The organism is Streptomyces sp. NPDC036813 (assembly GCF_055609245.1).
In genome coordinates, this window is record NZ_JBVJPV010000013.1 from 270,722 (window position 1) to 287,269 (window position 16,548).

The window sequence follows — 16,548 nt, forward strand, 5'->3', positions numbered from 1 at the left end:
ATCCGGGGCATCAACAACTCCCGTCCCCCCACACCTGTCGGGAGCCCCCATGCTGCGCGGCATCGACGTGAGCGCCTACCAGTCCTCCGCCTACGGCACGGACGGCCTCTCCTTCGTCTTCATCAAGGCGACGGAGGGGCGTTCGTACGTCAACCCCGAACTCGCCGCGCAGACCAGGCACGGCCGTGACGCCGGCCTGGTCGTCGGCTTCTACCACTTCCTGTGGCCCGGCAACCTCACGGCCCAGGCCGAGTACTTCCTGAGCAAGACCCCGGAGAAGCCCGGCGACATCCTGGCCGTCGACTGGGAGACGACGGGAGAGGGCACCCACGCGAGCAACGCGGAGAAGGACCGTTTCCTGCGCACCCTGAAGCAGATGCGCCCGCACAACCGGGTCGTGCTCTACTGCAACCGCCATTTCTGGTTGACGGTCGACACGACCTCGTACGCCGGCGACGGCCTCTGGATCGCCGACTACGTCACCGCCGGAAAGCCGCGCATCAAGGCGGCGTGGCGCTTCCACCAGTACACCGACGACCCGCACGACAAGGACGTGGCGAACTTCACCAGCCGTGCGGCGCTGCGTGACTGGGCCACACCCTAGGGAGATCCACATGAACGGCACCATCACCGCGGTCAGCAGTAACGGCGTCTACTCGTTCACCAAGCCCAACCGCCCGAGTGTCCGGTTGCTGGCCGGGTTCGGGGTGGAGGGTGACGTGCACGGTGGGGCCACGGTGAAGCATCGGTTCCGGATGGCGAAGGATCCCTCGCAACCCAATCTGCGGCAGGTGCACCTGATGCACGAGGAACTGTTCGAGGAGCTGCGGGCGGCCGGGTTCGAGGTGGCGGCCGGGCAGCTCGGGGAGAACGTCACCACCCGTGGGGTCGATCTGCTCGGGCTGCCCGCGGGGGCGCGGCTGCTGCTGGGGGACGACGCCGTGGTCGAGGTGACCGGGCTGCGCAATCCGTGCGCGCAGATCGACGGCTTCCAGAAGGGGCTGCTGAAGGAGGTCGTCGGGCGGGGGGCCGACGGGCGGCCGCGCTTCAGGTCCGGGATCATGGGCGTCGTCGTCGCCGGGGGTGTGGTGCGGCCCGGGGACAGCGTCGCGGTCGAGCTGCCGGACGGGCCGCACCGGCCCCTGGAGATCGTCTGAGAGGAAGCGGGGCTCAGCCGCGGAAGTCCGCCGGGCGTTCCGGGGTCGCCGCCTCGAGCGCCCTCGTCACGGCCTCGACGTCGCCGCGCATGCCGTAGACCGGGGTGCCGGGCTGCTGGCGCCAGGAGTCGTCGAGGCCACCGGTGTCGACGGTGTCGAAGCCCATCTCCTCGATCAGGGCCCTCACCTTCGCCTTGGCCGCCGCGTCGTCCCCGGCGACCGACAGCGCGATGCGGTCGGGGTCGCCTGCCGGCCGCGGGCGTTCCAGGAGGTCCTGGGCGAAGGTGGCGTTGAAGGCCTTGATCACCGGGTGGCCGAGCTGCCGCTCGGCCCAGCGGCTCTCCGTCACGCCCTCGTCCTCGATCGCCGCGATCCGGCCGTCACGCTGCTGCGGGTAGTAGTTGCCGGTGTCGATGACCGCGACCCCCTCGGCGGCCTCGTCGAACACCCCTTTCGGCAGGTCCGGCACCACCTTCAGCGGAACCGTGACGATGACGACCTCCGCGTCCCGTGCGGCCTCCTCCACCCGCACCGGCGTCGCACCGGTCTCCTCGGCCAGCTCGGTGAGCGTCTGCGGGCCGCGGGAGTTGGCGACGGACACGTCGTGCCCGAGGGCGGTGAGCCGCCGGGTCAGGTTGCCGCCGATGTTGCCCGCGCCGATGATGCCGATCTTCATGGCTCAGCCCTTCGGTTGAGATGCTGCGCATGGTCCGGTCTCGGGGCGGAAACCGTGCGTTCCCTCCGGCTATTCCCGGTTGTGCGCCGAACGGGGAGCGGCGTCAGATCCGTACCACGATCTTGCCGGTGTGCCGGTTGGACTCCATCAGCCGGTGGGCGTCGCGGATGCGTTCCAGGCCGTCGAGGACCTCGCCGATCACCGGGCGCAGCGTGCCGTCGGCGAGGCCGGAGCCCAGGTAGTGGGCGGCGCGGCGGCGGCCCTCGGCGGTTTCGGTGAGGGTGAAGTTGCTGTAGCCGTGGACGGTGAGGGGCCACTGCATCGGCAGGACCGTGGGCTGTCCCTCCAGCCAGCCGTAGCAGATCAGGTAGCCGTCCTCGGCGGCCGCTGCGCCGAGGGTGGCGAAGCCGGGGCCGCCGATCGCGTCGAGGACGATCCGGGCGCCCTTGCCGCCGGTGAGCCGCCGGGTCTCCTTCACGACGTCCTCGTCGTCGGTGACGATCACGTGCTCCGCACCCAGGTCGAGCAGGCGCTGCCGCTTGGCCTCGGTGCGGGTGGTGGCGACGGGCACCGCGCCGGCCCGCCGGGCGACCTGGATCGCGGCCGTGCCGACGCCGCTGGAGGCCCCGGTGATCAGCACATGGTCGCCGGGCGCCATCCCGGCCCGCTCGACCAGCGCGCCGTACGCCGTCGTGTACGTCAGCCAGGCCGCGGCGGCGGTGACCTCGTCGACGCCGTCGGGACGCGGGACGAGGGTGTGCTCCGGCATCAGGACGCGGTCGCCGTAGACGCCGTGGGTGTCGAGCCTGAAGTTGGCCGCGGTCAGCACCGGGTCGCCGGGCGCGAAGGCGGTGACGCCCTGGCCGACCGCTTCGACGGTGCCGGAGGCCTCGTAGCCGTTGCGGGCGGCGGGCAGGGTGGGCTGGTAGAAGTAGCCGCCCGAGCGCAGGAGGGCCTCGGCGCGGTTGAGGGCGACGGCTCCGACGCGGACGAGGACCTCGCCGGGGCCGGGGTCGGGCAGTTCGGTCTCCTCGACGACGAGGACGTCGGGACCGCCGGTCTCGTGAAAGAGCACGCTGAGTGCGGGAGTTGGCATGCCGTCGACGCTATGGCCATGCGGCGAGACGATCCATGCCTGTCTGTCTCGGTTTTCTGTCCGTACGTCTCGCCCGCGGCCGCGGGGCGTTACGGTGCGGGGCATGGACGTACTCAGCGACGCCGTCGCCGCGATGCGCACCGGGCGGCCGCACTCCGGCCTGCGGTACAAGTACGGCCCCTGGGGGACCCGCTTCCGGGCCACGGACGGGGCCGGATTCCACGTGGTGCTGCGCGGGTCGGCGTGGCTGCTGCCGGCGCAGGGGGAACCCGTGGCGCTCGGGCCCGGGGATGTGGTCTTCCTCGCCCACGGACGCGGACACGCGCTGGCGAGCGGGCTGGACGCGCCCCTGGAGGACGTCGGCCTCGGTGCCGACGGCCGCTGGCCCGACCCGCCGCCTCCGCCGCCCGGTGCGCCCGAGCCGGACACCCTGATGCTGTGCGGGGCCTATCTGCTGGACCGCAGCCGCGCCCACCCGCTGCTCACCGAGCTGCCGGAGGTGGTTCATCTGCCCGCCCGGGTCGGCGTGCACGGGTCGCTGCGGGCGGCGGTGGAGCTGCTGGGGCGGGAGCTGGCGGAGTGCCGGCCCGGTTCGCACACCATCGTCACCTCGCTGCTGGACACCCTGCTGCTGTACATCCTGCGCGCCTGGTGGGAGCGCGAGCCGCGCGACGCCGCCCACCGGGGCGGCTGGGCGGCCGCGCTGAGCGACCCGGCCGTCTCTGCGGCGCTGCACGCCCTGCACGCCGACCCGGCCCGCCCCTGGACGGTGGAGGAACTGGGCGCGCGGGGCGGCCTGTCGCGGGCCGCGTTCGCCCGCCGGTTCGCGGCGCTGGTCGGCACGCCCCCGCTCGCATATCTGACGTGGTGGCGGATGACGACGGCGGGCCGGCTGCTGCGGGCGGAGGACCTCCCCTTGCGCCAGGTCGCCCAACGAGCGGGCTACACCTCGGAGTTCGCCTTCGCCAAGGCGTTCAAGCGGGAGTACGGGGTGGCACCGGGGCAGTACCGCAAGCAGCCGGGGCCCTACCGGAGGCGGGCGTCCTAGGCGGGCGGTGTGCACCTCCACGGCGGTGCGGACCTCGTAGACGCCGGTGACCGCGGCCCGGCGCAGCCGGGTGGGCCGGCCTCGGCGGCCCCACCACGCCCGCCCTGCTGCTGCGCGACGACCGCGCTCTCGACCAGGGTCCGGCGGACGAGGCCCTCACCGGCGACCGGCCGGGCAAGTGCTTCGACCTGCCGTTGGCTCCGCAGCGGCACGAGGGCCGCTGGAGTGTGCGGATCCGGTGCCGTGCATGACGAAGGGGCGCCCGCCGGTGACCGGCGGGCGCCCCTTGTGGTGCACGTCACTTGTTCAGGTGCGCCCAGAACTCGTCGAAGGACAGCACCTTGTCGCCGTTGAGGTCACGGGACTTGATGATGGCCTCGGCGACCGACTCGGTGACGTTCCAGTCACCCTCCTGGGCGAGGGCGCTCTTGAACTCGGCAGCGGTGATGAAACCGTCACCGTCCGCGTCGATCCGCTGGAACTGCTTGCGTGCTTCCTCGATGTCCGCCACCGATCCGCCCCTTTTTGTCGCGTTTCTTACTCGTGCCGGCGTAGTGCCGCAGGTCAGATTAACGGCCCGCGCGCGCACGCAGTGCGGCGACCACCCAGGCGAAGTCCTCCTCGTGCGACGGCTGAGGTCCCAGGCCGTTCACGATCGCCGACAGCTCCCGGTAGCGCGCCACCCGCGCGTTCGAGGCCGCGGTCAGCCGGTCGAGCACCGCCGAGGGGTCGGCGTCGCCGAGCAGTGAACGCAGCACGTCCTCCGCCTCCGGCGCCTGCGGAGCGATGCCGCGCTCGCGCGCCTCCCCCGCGAGCTGCACCAGACGGCTCATGAACCACAGCGATGTGCCCGCCGGGACGTCCGGGCCCCGGTCGGCGGCGTTGAACTGCACCATCCGGCGCATCAGCGCCCGGAAATCCGGATCCTGGATCAGCTCGGCCAGCTCCACCCAGGCGTCCACCTGCTCCGGCGTCGGGTCGTCGGGCAGGTCGGCGGTCATGAAGCGCAGGCGCCGCCGGATGTCGGGGTCCGCCGCGTCCAGCCCGTCGAAGATCTCCTCCATGAAATCGTCGACGATCCGTTTCCGTTCCGCCGCCGACAGCCGGGCCAGTTTGTTCATCAGGGTCGTCTCCTTGGCGCTCGAGCCCCTGCGGGCCACGGTCGACAGCACCGCACGGGTCACCTTCAGCGATCTGATCTGCGCGTCCAGCGCCGCCACGTGCGCCGCCGCCACCTCGGCGACCGTCCGCTCCCCGGCCAGCACCGTGCGGACGTCGTCCAGGCCGAGGCCCAGCTCGCGCAGGGTGCGGATCAGTTCCAGGCGGGCGGTGGACTCGGCGTCGTAGAGCCGGTAGCCGCCGGACGAGCGGGTCACCGGGGTCAGGACACCCTCGTCGGACCAGTAGCGGATGGTGCGCACGGTCAGGCCGGTGGCGCGGGCCAGCGCTCCGATGGTGAAAAGACCGGTGCCGTTCTCGATCATGTCTGGGAGTGTGGGCCTTCCAGCGGGTGGAGACTCAAGGAGCGGTGATGGGAATCCTGCGGGACATCCTCGACGCGGCGGCGCGGGGTGTCTTCCCGCCGCCGGACGGCGGCACCACGGTCGTGCCCCAGGAGGGTGCCCGGGACGCCGGGGTGCTGTCCTTCACCGCGCACTCGGTGGTCTTCACCGACGAGGACCCGGCCTGGGTGTACGCCGCCCTGGAGGCGACGGGATGCGACCCGCTGGCGGCGACGCTGAACCCGCTCTTCCTCGCCGCGTTCCTGCGCCGCACCGGACGGACCACGGAGACGATCGACGCGCTGCTGGTCGCCGCCCCGCTGCCGGGCGAGCCGGAGGTCGCGCTGAAGGAGATGGCCGGCGACCACCCCCGCATCGCCTACGCCCGCCGCCGCCGCGACGACGTGCGCGCCTGGGCGGCGGACGGCGGGGTGGTGGTGCTGGGCCGGGGAGTGGCCGGACGGCTGGAGGTGTCCGTGGAGGTCGACGAGGACGCACGGCACCGGCGGCTGGGCCGGGCCCTGGTGACGGCGGCGCGGCAGCTGGCCGGGGAGCCGCTGTGGGCGCAGGTCTCACCGGGGAACGCCCGCAGTGCGCGGGCGTTCCAGGCGGCGGGCTACCGGCAGGTCGGCGCGGAGGCGCTGCTGCGGGCCCGGTGAGAGGCCGTCAGCGGAAGATGCCCGTGTGGCCGAGCGAGTAGCGGCCGGGCTGCGGGTAGACGGCGAGGCCGTGCGGGCCGCTGCCGACCTTGATGCGGGCGAGCTGTTCGCCGGTGCGGGTGTCGATGGCGTACACCTCGGCGTTGTAGCGGCCGGAGAGCCAGAGCACCTTGCCGTCGGCGGAGACGCCGCCCATGTCGGGGCTGCCGCCCTGGGGCAGGCGCCACTTCTTGGTGAGCTTGTTCTGCTCGAAGTCGAAGACGGAGATGGTGCCCTCGCCGCGGTTGGAGACGTACATCTCGCGGGAGTCGCGACTGACGTACAGGCCGTGGGCGCCCTTGCCGGTGGGCAGCAGGGTGGGCTTGGTGAACTTGTCGCCGTCCAGGACCCAGATGCCGTCGGCCATCATGTCGGCGATGTAGAACCGCTTGCCGTCGGGCGAGATCTTGACGTCCTGCGGCATCGCGCCGCGGAACGGCAGCTTCTCCTGTCCGATGACCTTCATCGACGCCGTGTCGACCTTCAGCAGTTCGCCGCTGAACTCGCAGGAGACGATGAAGTAGCGGCCGTCGAGGGAGAAGTCGGCGTGGTTGACGCCGTAGCAGGAGACGGGGACGGTCTTGATCCGCTTCATGGTGTGCGGGTCGCGGAAGACCAGTTCCCGGTCGAGGGAGGCCATGACGACGGCGTACTTGCCGTCGGGCGTGAAGTAGAGGTTGTAGGGGTCGTGCACGTCGACCGTCCTGCCGGCCTTGCCGGTGCGCGGGTCGATGGGGGTGAGCGTGTTGCCCCGGTCGTTGTTGACCCACAGCGTCTTCAGGTCCCAGGAGGGCACGACGTGCTGCGGCTGGCGGCCGACCGGGATCGTCTCGATCACCTGGTACGTCTTCGGGTCGATGACGCTCACCGTGTTGGACTCGGTGTTGGGCACGTACACCCGGGACGGGAAGTCCTTGACGACCGGGGAGAGCTTGTTCGGGCGGTCGGCGGCGTAGACGTCCTTGGGGTCGAGGACGGGCGGCATGCCGGGCAGCCCGGGCACGGTGTGCTGCTTCTTCGCCGGGGCGGGCAGGGCCGCCTTGGTGGTCTCGGCGGCGCCGTGGCCGGCGCCCGGGCTGCCGCAGGCGGCGAGGGCGGCGAGGGCGGCGCCGGCGAGCAGGGTGCGGGACGTTCGCTTCAGGTGCATCAGCCGATCAGCTCCGTGGTGGTGACCGCGCGCAGACCGCGGCGGTCGAGTTCTTCGAGGACGGCGGGGAGCGCGGCGACCGTGTCCGGGTAGCCGAAGTGCAGGCTCACCACGGATCCGTCGCGGACCTCGCCGAGGACCTTGCGGGTGACGGCGGCGGCGCCGGGCGCGGTGTAGTCGAGGGAGTCGACGTCGTAGGACAGGACGTGCGGGTAGCCGGCCTCGGTGGCGAGACGGGCGACGAGTGCGGAGGCCCGGGGGGCGCGCGAGGGGCGGAACCAGGTGCCGATGGAGCCGGTGAGCTTCTTCAGCCGGTCGGCGCAGGCGGTGATCTCCTCGCGGGCCTCGGCCTCCGGCATCGTGTTGATGCCCAGGTGGTGTTGGGTGTGGTTGCCCAGGTCGTGGCCGCCGTCGAGGATGCGGCGGGCCATCTCCGGGTGCTCGTCGAGCCAGGTGCCGACGGCGAGGACGGTGAGGTGAGCGCCGTGCCGCTCGGCCTCGGTGAGCAGGGCGCGGGCGATCGCGGGATCGCCCTGGCCGTGGAAGGTGAGGGCGACGCGGGGGCGGGTGCGGGGGCCGTGGGTGATCTGGGCGGGCACACCGGGGTAGCGGCGCGGGGCGGGGGCCGCGGCCGGTGACGAGTGGGGTGCGGGGCGGGCCGCGGCGGGCCGGACGGCACCGCCGGGCTGGGAGCAGGCGGAGCTGAGTGCGGCGCCGGCGAGGAGGCCGGTACCGGCGCGCAGGGCCGTGCGGCGGTCGGGTGCGGTCACGTGACCATTTAAAGGGGCGAACCATCGAAAATCGGGCTATTCACCCGGTCGCCACAGGGGGCGCGGGTCGCCGCCGGCACCGTCCCGGACGGACACCTCCGGGTGACGGTCCGGCGGTCCGCCTCCGGGTGACGGTCCGGCGGTCCGCCTCCGGGTGACGGTCCGGCGGTCCGCCTCCGGGCGTGCCGCGTCGCCCCTCGCAGGGGCACCGCGGGCGGGCCCCCAGGGCCTGCCCTAGCGGTCGCCCACCCGCATCTCGAACCACGTCGTCTTGCCCCGGGGCAGCAGGTCCACACCCCAGCGGTCGGCGATCTTGTCGACCAGGAACAGGCCGCGGCCGCTGATGTCCGTCTCACGGACAGGCATCAGACAGGGCAGTCCGCGGGAGGGGTCGCGGACCTCGACGCGGATACGGCCGCGCAGCCGGCGCATGCGCAGACCGAAGACGCGGGCGCCGGTGTGGCGGACGGCGTTGCCGACGAGTTCGGAGACGAGCAGGACGGCATCCTCGGCGAGCTTGGGGGTCAGGCCCCAGTGGCGCAGGATCACCACCTGGGTCAGCCGGCGCGCGGTGGCCGCGGACTCGGGGCGGGACGGCAACGGCACATCCTGTTCCGCCGGGTTGCCGAACAACTCCATTGCTTTGAGCGCTCGTTCGTCCTCCACCGCAGGCGACCAGCGCGCCGCCACAGCACGGCCGTGTCCCCGCGGCTGTTCGATGCCCTCCAGCCCCGCCATGCCCCCATCATGGCCGTCCGAGGGATCGTCGGGGGCCGTTCTGCTGGAATACGCCCCCCTGGCGCCCCCGTTCCACCGCTGGCGAACGGCATATGCGCCAGGCATTTCAGGGGCCGCCGCAGCCCCGCTGACCTGCGGCGACGGCTCGACCGAAGGCAATCGACAGGCTCCCTCGACAAGGCAGGCTTAAGGTTGCCCAAAGGTTCCCATAAACCGCCCCATCGAGGGACCCCGCATCAGACACGACGTCAATTGCAAGTGCGTGGCGGTGTGTTCGCGGACACTTCGCTCCGGTCGGGCCCCGGTGGGTTCAGAGGAACTTGGCCTTGCCCGGGCCCTCCTCCACGAAGCTCTTCATGCCCCGCTCGCGGTCCTCGGTGGCGAACAGGCCCGCGAACCAGTTGCGTTCCACCGCCAGGCCGGTGTCGATGTCCGTCTCCAGACCGGTGTCGACGGACTCCTTCGCCGCGCGCAGCGCGAGCGCCGGGCCCTGGGCCAGCTTCGCCGCCCACGCGTGCGCCTCGGTGTACACCTCGGCAGCCGGCACCACCCGGTCGACCAGGCCGAGCGCCAGCGCCTCGTCGGCCTTCACCATGCGGCCGGTGAAGATGAGGTCCTTGGCCTTGGACGGGCCGATCAGCCGGGACAGGCGCTGGGTGCCGCCCGCGCCGGGGATCAGGCCGAGCAGGATCTCCGGCTGGCCGAGCTTGGCGTTCTCGCCGGCGATGCGGTAGTCGGCGCACAGGGCCAGCTCGCAGCCGCCGCCGAGCGCGTAACCGGTCACCGCGGCGACGACCGGCTTGGGGATGCGGGCCACGGCGGTGAAGGCGTCCTGCAGGGCGCGGGCGCGCAGGACCATCGCGGTGTGGTCCATGGCCTGCATCTCCTTGATGTCCGCGCCCGCCGCGAACACCTTCTCGCCGCCGTACACGACGACCGCGCGCACGTCGTCGCGGCGGCCGGCCTCCTCGGCGAGTTCCTTGAGCCTGTCCTGCGTGGCGACGTCCAGCGCGTTCATCGGCGGGCGGTCGAGGCGCAGCGTGCCGACGCCTTCGGCGACTTCGAGATGTACGGTCATGCCAGCAGGTTAACGGGGACTAACGGCAACGGAAGAGGTGCGCTCGCTCACACCGGCCGGGGGTCCGGGGGTTGCCCCCCGGGCAAGCACAGCACGGGAACCAACGGCAACCGAAGAGGTGCGCTCGCTCACACCGGCCGGGGGTCCGGGGGTTGCCCCCCGGGCAAGCACAGCACGGGAACCAACGGCAACCGAAGAGATGCGCTCACTCACACCAAGCCGGGGGTCCGGGGGTTGCCCCCCGGAGAAGCACAGCGCGGGGACCAACGGCAAGGGGCCCGGTGCCGTAGGTCACAGCACCGGGCCCCGTCAGATCCGCGGGTCTACTTCGTCCACTCCGCCCACGGCATGTTCCAGCCGTTGAGGCCGTTGTCCGGGGCGACCGTCTCGTCGTGGGAGTTCTTCACGACCACCACGTCGCCGATCAGCGAGTGGTTGAAGAACCACGCCGCCGGCACCGAGCTGTCGTAGCCGCCGCGCACGTCGCGCAGGCCGACGCAGCCGTGGCTGGCGTTGTAGTTGCCGAAGGCGTCGCCGCCCCAGTAGTTGCCGTGCAGGAAGGTGCCGGAGGTGGTCAGGCGCAGGGCGTGCGGGACGTCCTTGATGTCGTACTCGCCGCCGTAGCCGACCGTCTCGCCGTTCATCCGGGTCACGGTCAGCTTCTCGCTGATGACCATCTGGCCGTTCCAGGTGTCGTAGCCGGGCTTGCCGGTGGTGACGGGCAGGGTCTTGACGACCTTGCCGTCCTGGGTGACCTGCATGGTGTGCTTCTTGGCGTCCACGTAGGACACCTGGTTGCGCCCGATGGTGAAGGACACCGTCTTCTTCTGCTTGCCGTAGACGCCGGGGCGGCCCTCGACGCCGTCCAGGTTCAGCGTGACGGTGACCTTGGTGCCGGACTTCCAGTACTGCTCGGGACGGAAGTCCAGGCGGTCGTTGCCGAACCAGTGGCCCTGTACGTCGACCGCCGGCTCGGTCTTGATCTTGACGGCCTTCTCCACGTCCTGCGGGTGCGTGATGCCCCGCGAGAAGCGCAGCGAGAACGGCATGCCGACCCCGACGGTGGAACCGTCCTCCGGGGTGAAGGTGCCGGTGAAGGTGTTCTTCGGGGTCAGCGTGGTGAACGCGGAGTCCTCGGCCGCCGTACGGCCCTCGGCGTCCTTGGCGACCGCGTGCACCTGGTAACGGGTGGCGGCGGCCAGGTGCGCGGCCGGCGTCCAGGAGGAGCCGTCGGCGGATATCGCCCCGTCGACCTTCGTCCCCTTGGCGTCCTTGACCACGACCTCCGTCAGCTTGCCCTTGGCCGCGCTGACCTTGAGGGCGCCGCTGGTGTCGACGGCCGTGGCGCCGTCCCTCGGCGCGACGGTGACGACCGCCTCGGACTGCTTGTCCGCGGCGGCCGAGGCGTCACCCCCCTTGCCCTCCTCGGCGTTCGAGCCCCCGCCCCCGCCGCACGCCGTGACGGCGAACAGCACGGCGCCCGCGACCAGCGCGAGCCCCGCGCGGCCCCGCCCGCGCCCCGCAACCGATGCCCCCGATATCGGCCGGATGTTCAAGTTGTTTCTCCCTCCCCCGGGCCTGTGCCAGGCCCACACGCCCCGCGCGCCGCGCGCGCATGAAGCGCATATTAACTGCCCGGTCAGGAGCGCCGACGGCCTCGGAATGTCACCGTTCCGTCCCAACTCCCACCGGGCTCGCTCAGCGCACCGCGCCACCCGCCTTCCATTCGGTCCAGCTCAGGTTCCAGCCGCCGAGACCGTTGTCGGGCGCCACCGTCTTGTCCTTGCTGTTGATCACCTCGACGACGTCCCCGATCAGGCTGCGGTCGAAGAACCAGCCCGCCGGGGTGTCGGAGCCGCCGCCCTTGGCGTCGCGCAGGCCCACACAGCCGTGGCTCACGTTGGTCTGGCCGAAGACGTCCTCGTCCGCCCAGTAGTTGCCGTGCAGGAAGGTGCCCGAGTCGGTCAGCCGCATGGCGTGCGGCACGTCCGGGATGTCGTACTCGCCCTTGCCGTCGGTCTTCTTGAAGCCGACCGTCGCCCCGTTCATGCGGGTGACCTCGAGCATCTCCATCACCACCATCTTGCCGTTGTAGGTGGTGTTCTTCGGCGAGCCCGCGGTGATCGGCACGGTGGCCAGCAGCGCACCGTCGCGGCGCACCTCCATGGTGTGGTCGGCGGCGTCCACCAGTGACACCTGGCTGCGGCCGATCGTGAAGGAGAACGACTTGGACTGCAGCCCGTACACCCCGCGCGCCCCCTCCACGTCCCGCAGCGCCAGGTCGACGGTGACCTTGGTGCCGGGCTGCCAGTAGCGCTCGGGGCGGAAGTCGACGCGGTCCTTGCCGAACCAGTGCGGGCGGATCTGAACGGCCGGCTCGGCGCGCACCCGAATGGCCCGCTCGACGGCGGCCCGGTTCTCCAGCTCACGGTTGAACTGGATCGACACGATCATGCCGGTGCCGACGACCGAGCGGTTCTCCGGGGTGACGTACCCGATGAAGCGCTCGCCGGGGACGTAGGTGGTGAACGTGGCGTGGCGGGCGGAGCGGTCCCCGTCACCGTCGACGGCGACCACGTCCACGGTGTAGCGGGCGGCGAGGGCGAGCCGGTCGTCGTCGGGGCGCCAGGTCAGGCCGTCGGCGGAGACCCGGCCGGGCACCGGGGTGTCCTGGGCGTCCTGGGAGGCGACCACCTTGACCGACTCCAGCCGGCCGTCGGGCACCGTGACGCGCAGCTTCCGCTCGGGCCGTACCCCCTTGCTGCCGTCGTCCGGGGAGATGCGGATGGCGTCCTCGGACGCGCCCGGTTTGCCGAAGATCCCGCCCGGACCGCCGGAGCCGTCCGACGTGCAGCCGGCGGCTCCCGCCAGCAGTCCTGCCCATGTCAGTACGGCGGCCAGCGCGGCCCCCGCGCGCCGCGCGCGCCCGTGTACGTGCCTCACGAGCAGCCCAACGAGCGGGGCCGCCCCGGGGAAACGTGAGTGCGAGCCACGGTCTGGGCAGAACTGTGGGGAGGACGACGACACGACGGGGAGCGGCCTGGGACGCCGTACGCCCTGAACGGGTCTCGCCATGAGCCGCGGGAGGCTGAACGGTGTCCAGCGCAGCCGAGCAGGAGGCGGTGACGGCAGGGCGCGCCGCTGAGCAGGGGCGCCCGGCCGCCGCTGTGAACGGGATGCAGCGCCTGCCCGTGTGGCCGGGTGCGCCGACGCCGCTGGGCGCCCGCTACCGGGTCGGCCCGGACGGGGTGGCCGGGACGAACTTCGCCCTGTGGGCGGGCGGCGCGGAGGGCGTCGAGCTGTGCCTCTTCGACGACGACGGCGTCGAGACGCGGCTGAAGCTGACCGAGCTGACCCACGAGATCTGGCACGGTTTCGTGCCGGGCGTGCTGCCCGGGCAGCGCTACGGCTTCCGGGTGCACGGCCGCTGGGACCCGTGGACCGGCGGCCGCTGGAACCCGGCGAAGCTGCTGCTCGACCCCTACGCCCGCGCGGTGGACGGAGCCAAGGGGAACGACTACAGCCGACTGCCGCCGGAGGTGTACGGGCATGTGCGGGACTGGCCGGACCAGCACGTCGCCGACACCGTTCGCGACGAGAGGGACTCGGCGCCGTACGTGCCGAAGGGGGTCGTCGTCCACGATGACGACGACTGGTCCGACGACCGGCGCCCGAAGACGCCGTGGGCCGACTCGGTGATCTACGAGCTGCACGTGCGCGGCTTCACGAAACTGCACCCGGGCATCCCCGAGGAACTGCGCGGCACCTACGCGGGCCTCGCGCACCCGGCGGCCGTCGAGCATCTCACCCGGCTCGGGGTGACGGCGGTGGAGCTGCTGCCGGTGCACCAGTTCGCCCACGAGGACCATCTGCTCAAGCGGGGCCTGCGCAACTACTGGGGCTACAACTCCATCGGCTACTTCGCCCCGCACGCCGCCTACGCCGCCTCGGGCACCACCGGTGAGCAGGTCGGGGAGTTCAAGCGGATGGTGCGTGCGCTGCACGCGGCCGGGATCGAGGTCATCCTCGACGTGGTCTACAACCACACCGCCGAGGCCGGCGAGTACGGCCCGACGCTGTCGTTGAAGGGCATCGACAACCGCGGCTACTACCGTCTCCAGTCCGACGCGCGCCGGTACGCCGACTACACCGGCTGCGGCAACACCCTGCACGTCGTGCAGCCGCACGTGCTTCGCCTGATCACCGACTCGCTGCGCTACTGGGTCACCGAGATGGGGGTGGACGGCTTCCGCTTCGACCTCGCGGCGGCCCTCGCCCGCTCGATGCACGACGTCGACATGCTGTCCCCGTTCCTCGCGGTCATCGCGCAGGACCCGGTGCTGCGGCGCGTGAAGCTGATCGCCGAGCCCTGGGACGTGGGTTCCGGCGGCTACCAGGTGGGCGCCTTCCCGCCGCTGTGGACGGAGTGGAACGACCGCTACCGCAACGCCGTGCGGGACTTCTGGCGGCACGCCCTGCCCGACGTGCGGGAGATGGGCTACCGGCTGTCCGGCTCCAGCGACCTGTACGCCTGGGGCGGGCGGCGGCCGTACGCGTCGGTCAACTACATCACCGCACACGACGGCTTCACCCTGCGCGACCTGGTCAGCTACGAGCGCAAGCACAACGAGGCCAACGGCGAGGGCAACCGGGACGGCAGCGACGACAACCGGTCCTGGAACTGCGGGACGGAGGGCGAGAGCGACGACCCCCGCATCCTCGCCCTGCGCAGACGGCAGCTGCGCAACCTGCTGACCACGCTGCTGCTGTCCACCGGTGTGCCCATGCTGGTCGCGGGCGACGAGATGGGGCGCACCCAGCGCGGCAACAACAACGCCTACTGCCAGGACAACGAGCTGGGCTGGGTGGACTGGCGGCTGCTGGACGAGCCAGGCTGGAAGGCGCTGTTCGACCTGACCTCCCGGCTGATCGCCCTGCGCCACCGGCATCCGGTGCTGCGCCGGCGGGCCTTCTTCTCCGGCCGGCCGCAGGCGGCGGACGGGCTGCGGGACCTGGCCTGGTTCACCGCGCGCGGCACCGAGATGACCGAACGGGACTGGTACGCGCCGGCCGCGACCCTCGGCATGTACCTCTCGGGGCGGGACATCCCGGGCCGCGACGAGCGGGGGGCGCCGATCCTCGACGACAGCTTCCTCGCGGTGCTGCACGCCGGGGAGGGCCCGGTGGAGTTCGTGCTGCCGGGGCCGCCGTGGGCGGAGCGGTACGAGGTGGTCGTGGACACCGCGCGGGAGGAGCAGGCGCGGGCGCCGGAGGTGACGCACCCGGCGGGCACGGCGATCACCGTGCCCGGGCGGTCGGTGCTGCTGCTGCGGGTGCACTGACCAACGGCCGGGCCCCGGCCGCCCTGAAGGGGTGGCCGGGGCCCGGTCATTGTGGCGCGGTGCTCCTGTCGATCAGCCGAAGGCCTTGATCGCGTTCCAGTCCACGGACAGGACGACGCGTACGGGTGCGTTGGTGTTGGTCCGGGACGGGTGGTAGATCCGGGTGTAGCCGTCGGAGGCGAGGCGGGCCCAGATGTCGGGGATGCCGTCGTTGTTGACGTCGGGGATGCCGATGGCGGTGGGCACGTTGGCGTCGGTCCAGCTGGTGCCGTAGGCCTCGTCCTTGCCGGTCAGGCTGTTGGCGGCGACCTTGATGGATTCGAGGTCGGTGCTGCCGGCGACGGTGCCGGGCTTGCCGTCGCGCTGGTACATGTTGCCGTTGTCGAGGTTGCGCCAGAGAAGGTCGGGGGTGTTGTCGCCGTTGATGTCGGCGACGTTGACGATCTCGCGGCGGGCCCAGGCGGTGCCTTCCATGAGGGTGGCGGTCTGGAAGGTGGCGCCGGTGTAGCCGGACAGCGTCCAGAACGCGGGGCCGGCCCGCAGGACGAGGTCGGGGAGCTTGTCGCCGGTGATGTCGCCGACGGCCTTGATCTGGGTCCAGGTGGAGGGTGCGGGGGCGTTGGAGGGGAGGCGGACCTCGAGGCGCTGGCTGACGTCGAAGCTGCCGTAGCCGTCGCCGGGGTAGAGGTAGAAGTGCCCGTCGGGGGCGACCGCGAACAGGTCGGTGGAGCCGTCGCCGGGGTAGGTGTCCTGGTAGTGCGTGATCAGGGCGGCCTTGCCGGTGGCGGCGTCGTACCAGTAGCCGGCCGGGTCGGTCTTCTTGTCGGCGTCGTAGGAGGCGACCAGACAGTTGTAGAGGTCGCCGTCGTCACCGCCGACGCAGTTTCGCAGGTTGCCGTTGGCGTCGACGATCACCAGGTCCGGCTTGGCGTCACCGGTGGCGTCCATCGGGCCGTCGGCGGTGTCGCGCGGCGGCACGTAGAAGGTGTAGTCGGTGCGCTTGCTGGCGTTGCCCGAGGCGTCGTAGGCATACACCTGGAGTGTGTTGGGGCCGGCGTGAGCGGGGGGCAGCGCGCTGACGGTGGCGGTGTCGTTGGCGGCGGTCACGTCGACGGGGTTGTTGCCTTCGATGGACCAGCGGAACTTGGCTGCGCCGGGCGAGGTGAAGGTGACCGCGCCGGTGCTGCCGAACTTCACCTTCGACCAGGTCTGCCCGTCCGGGGTGGCTTCGGGGAAGACGTCACTGTCGACGGTGGGCTGGGGCGGGGCGCTGGCGTCGACGTTGAGCCGGCAGGG

Annotated in this window: 16 protein-coding genes; 5 read left to right on the forward strand and 11 right to left on the reverse strand. The window is 71.9% G+C overall.

The window, feature by feature from the left end:
- The first annotated feature begins 49 nt into the window (after positions 1–49).
- Both ACZ67Q_RS26690 and ACZ67Q_RS26695 read left to right on the forward strand, forming a co-directional pair.
- Positions 50–604 carry a glycoside hydrolase family 25 protein gene (locus ACZ67Q_RS26690; RefSeq protein ID WP_471186750.1) on the forward strand — a complete coding sequence of 185 codons (555 nt, stop codon included), beginning with the start codon at positions 50–52 and terminating at the stop codon, positions 602–604.
- A 10-nt stretch (positions 605–614) separates the two neighbouring features.
- Positions 615–1,157 carry an MOSC domain-containing protein gene (locus ACZ67Q_RS26695; RefSeq protein ID WP_471186753.1) on the forward strand — a complete coding sequence of 181 codons (543 nt, stop codon included), beginning with the start codon at positions 615–617 and terminating at the stop codon, positions 1,155–1,157.
- Positions 1,158–1,170: 13 nt separating this feature from the next.
- Here ACZ67Q_RS26695 and ACZ67Q_RS26700 read toward each other — a convergent pair whose 3' ends face one another.
- Positions 1,171–1,833 carry an NADPH-dependent F420 reductase gene (locus tag ACZ67Q_RS26700; protein WP_471186756.1) on the reverse strand — a complete coding sequence of 221 codons (663 nt, stop codon included), beginning with the start codon at positions 1,831–1,833 and terminating at the stop codon, positions 1,171–1,173.
- Between the two features lie 103 nt (positions 1,834–1,936).
- On the reverse strand, positions 1,937–2,929 hold the full coding sequence (locus tag ACZ67Q_RS26705; protein WP_471186758.1) for a zinc-dependent alcohol dehydrogenase family protein: 993 nt from the start codon (positions 2,927–2,929) through the stop codon (positions 1,937–1,939).
- A 103-nt stretch (positions 2,930–3,032) separates the two neighbouring features.
- Here ACZ67Q_RS26705 and ACZ67Q_RS26710 point away from each other — a divergent pair, with 103 nt between their 5' ends.
- A complete protein-coding gene (locus ACZ67Q_RS26710; protein ID WP_471186761.1) occupies positions 3,033–3,977 on the forward strand; it encodes an AraC family transcriptional regulator in 945 nt (314 codons plus the stop codon).
- Positions 3,978–4,275: 298 nt separating this feature from the next.
- Here ACZ67Q_RS26710 and ACZ67Q_RS26715 read toward each other — a convergent pair whose 3' ends face one another.
- Both ACZ67Q_RS26715 and ACZ67Q_RS26720 read right to left on the reverse strand, forming a co-directional pair.
- Positions 4,276–4,488, reverse strand: a complete 213-nt coding sequence (locus tag ACZ67Q_RS26715) for an EF-hand domain-containing protein (protein WP_361627979.1) — start codon at positions 4,486–4,488, stop codon at positions 4,276–4,278.
- Positions 4,489–4,546: 58 nt separating this feature from the next.
- A complete protein-coding gene (locus ACZ67Q_RS26720) occupies positions 4,547–5,461 on the reverse strand; it encodes a helix-turn-helix domain-containing protein (protein ID WP_471186764.1) in 915 nt (304 codons plus the stop codon).
- Between the two features lie 47 nt (positions 5,462–5,508).
- On the opposite strand from ACZ67Q_RS26720, the gene ACZ67Q_RS26725 reads away from it, so the two are divergent.
- Positions 5,509–6,138: a GNAT family N-acetyltransferase gene (locus tag ACZ67Q_RS26725; RefSeq protein ID WP_471186767.1), complete on the forward strand. Its 630-nt coding sequence runs from the start codon at positions 5,509–5,511 to the stop codon at positions 6,136–6,138.
- Between the two features lie 7 nt (positions 6,139–6,145).
- Here ACZ67Q_RS26725 and ACZ67Q_RS26730 read toward each other — a convergent pair whose 3' ends face one another.
- From ACZ67Q_RS26730 to ACZ67Q_RS26755, 6 genes are all read right to left on the reverse strand, one after another.
- Positions 6,146–7,324 (reverse strand): YncE family protein, encoded by a 1,179-nt coding sequence (locus ACZ67Q_RS26730; RefSeq protein ID WP_471186770.1) that lies wholly within the window; start codon positions 7,322–7,324, stop codon positions 6,146–6,148.
- A complete protein-coding gene (locus ACZ67Q_RS26735) occupies positions 7,324–8,094 on the reverse strand; it encodes a polysaccharide deacetylase family protein (RefSeq protein ID WP_471186773.1) in 771 nt (256 codons plus the stop codon). Before ACZ67Q_RS26735 ends, ACZ67Q_RS26730 begins: the two co-directional genes overlap by 1 nt.
- Before the next feature lie 234 nt (positions 8,095–8,328).
- Positions 8,329–8,937, reverse strand: a complete 609-nt coding sequence (locus tag ACZ67Q_RS26740; RefSeq protein WP_471186776.1) for an ATP-binding protein — start codon at positions 8,935–8,937, stop codon at positions 8,329–8,331.
- 205 nt (positions 8,938–9,142) lie between these two features.
- Positions 9,143–9,910 carry an enoyl-CoA hydratase/isomerase family protein gene (locus ACZ67Q_RS26745; protein WP_361627997.1) on the reverse strand — a complete coding sequence of 256 codons (768 nt, stop codon included), beginning with the start codon at positions 9,908–9,910 and terminating at the stop codon, positions 9,143–9,145.
- A 323-nt stretch (positions 9,911–10,233) separates the two neighbouring features.
- Entirely contained in the window at positions 10,234–11,466 is a 1,233-nt protein-coding gene (locus tag ACZ67Q_RS26750) for a L,D-transpeptidase (protein WP_471186780.1), read from the reverse strand.
- A 142-nt stretch (positions 11,467–11,608) separates the two neighbouring features.
- Positions 11,609–12,853, reverse strand: a complete 1,245-nt coding sequence (locus ACZ67Q_RS26755; protein ID WP_471186783.1) for a L,D-transpeptidase — start codon at positions 12,851–12,853, stop codon at positions 11,609–11,611.
- A gap of 152 nt (positions 12,854–13,005) precedes the next feature.
- Here ACZ67Q_RS26755 and glgX point away from each other — a divergent pair, with 152 nt between their 5' ends.
- Positions 13,006–15,252, forward strand: a complete 2,247-nt coding sequence (gene glgX, locus ACZ67Q_RS26760; RefSeq protein WP_471186786.1) for a glycogen debranching protein GlgX — start codon at positions 13,006–13,008, stop codon at positions 15,250–15,252.
- A 72-nt stretch (positions 15,253–15,324) separates the two neighbouring features.
- On the opposite strand, the gene ACZ67Q_RS26765 is transcribed toward glgX, so the two are convergent.
- On the reverse strand, positions 15,325–16,548 hold a 1,224-nt coding region (locus tag ACZ67Q_RS26765; protein WP_471186789.1), incomplete at its 5' end, for an FG-GAP repeat domain-containing protein.

What these genes read in the sequence shown, in the direction of transcription:
- ACZ67Q_RS26690 (WP_471186750.1), top strand. Translation starts at nt 50, where the DNA reads ATGCTGCGCGGCATCGACGTGAGCGCCTACCAGTCCTCCGCCTACGGC.
- ACZ67Q_RS26695 (WP_471186753.1), top strand. Translation starts at nt 615, where the DNA reads ATGAACGGCACCATCACCGCGGTCAGCAGTAACGGCGTCTACTCGTTC.
- ACZ67Q_RS26700 (WP_471186756.1), bottom strand. Translation starts at nt 1,833, where the DNA reads ATGAAGATCGGCATCATCGGCGCGGGCAACATCGGCGGCAACCTGACC.
- ACZ67Q_RS26705 (WP_471186758.1), bottom strand. Translation starts at nt 2,929, where the DNA reads ATGCCAACTCCCGCACTCAGCGTGCTCTTTCACGAGACCGGCGGTCCC.
- ACZ67Q_RS26710 (WP_471186761.1), top strand. Translation starts at nt 3,033, where the DNA reads ATGGACGTACTCAGCGACGCCGTCGCCGCGATGCGCACCGGGCGGCCG.
- ACZ67Q_RS26720 (WP_471186764.1), bottom strand. Translation starts at nt 5,461, where the DNA reads ATGATCGAGAACGGCACCGGTCTTTTCACCATCGGAGCGCTGGCCCGC.
- ACZ67Q_RS26725 (WP_471186767.1), top strand. Translation starts at nt 5,509, where the DNA reads ATGGGAATCCTGCGGGACATCCTCGACGCGGCGGCGCGGGGTGTCTTC.
- ACZ67Q_RS26730 (WP_471186770.1), bottom strand. Translation starts at nt 7,324, where the DNA reads ATGCACCTGAAGCGAACGTCCCGCACCCTGCTCGCCGGCGCCGCCCTC.
- ACZ67Q_RS26740 (WP_471186776.1), bottom strand. Translation starts at nt 8,937, where the DNA reads ATGCCTGGCGCATATGCCGTTCGCCAGCGGTGGAACGGGGGCGCCAGG.
- ACZ67Q_RS26745 (WP_361627997.1), bottom strand. Translation starts at nt 9,910, where the DNA reads ATGACCGTACATCTCGAAGTCGCCGAAGGCGTCGGCACGCTGCGCCTC.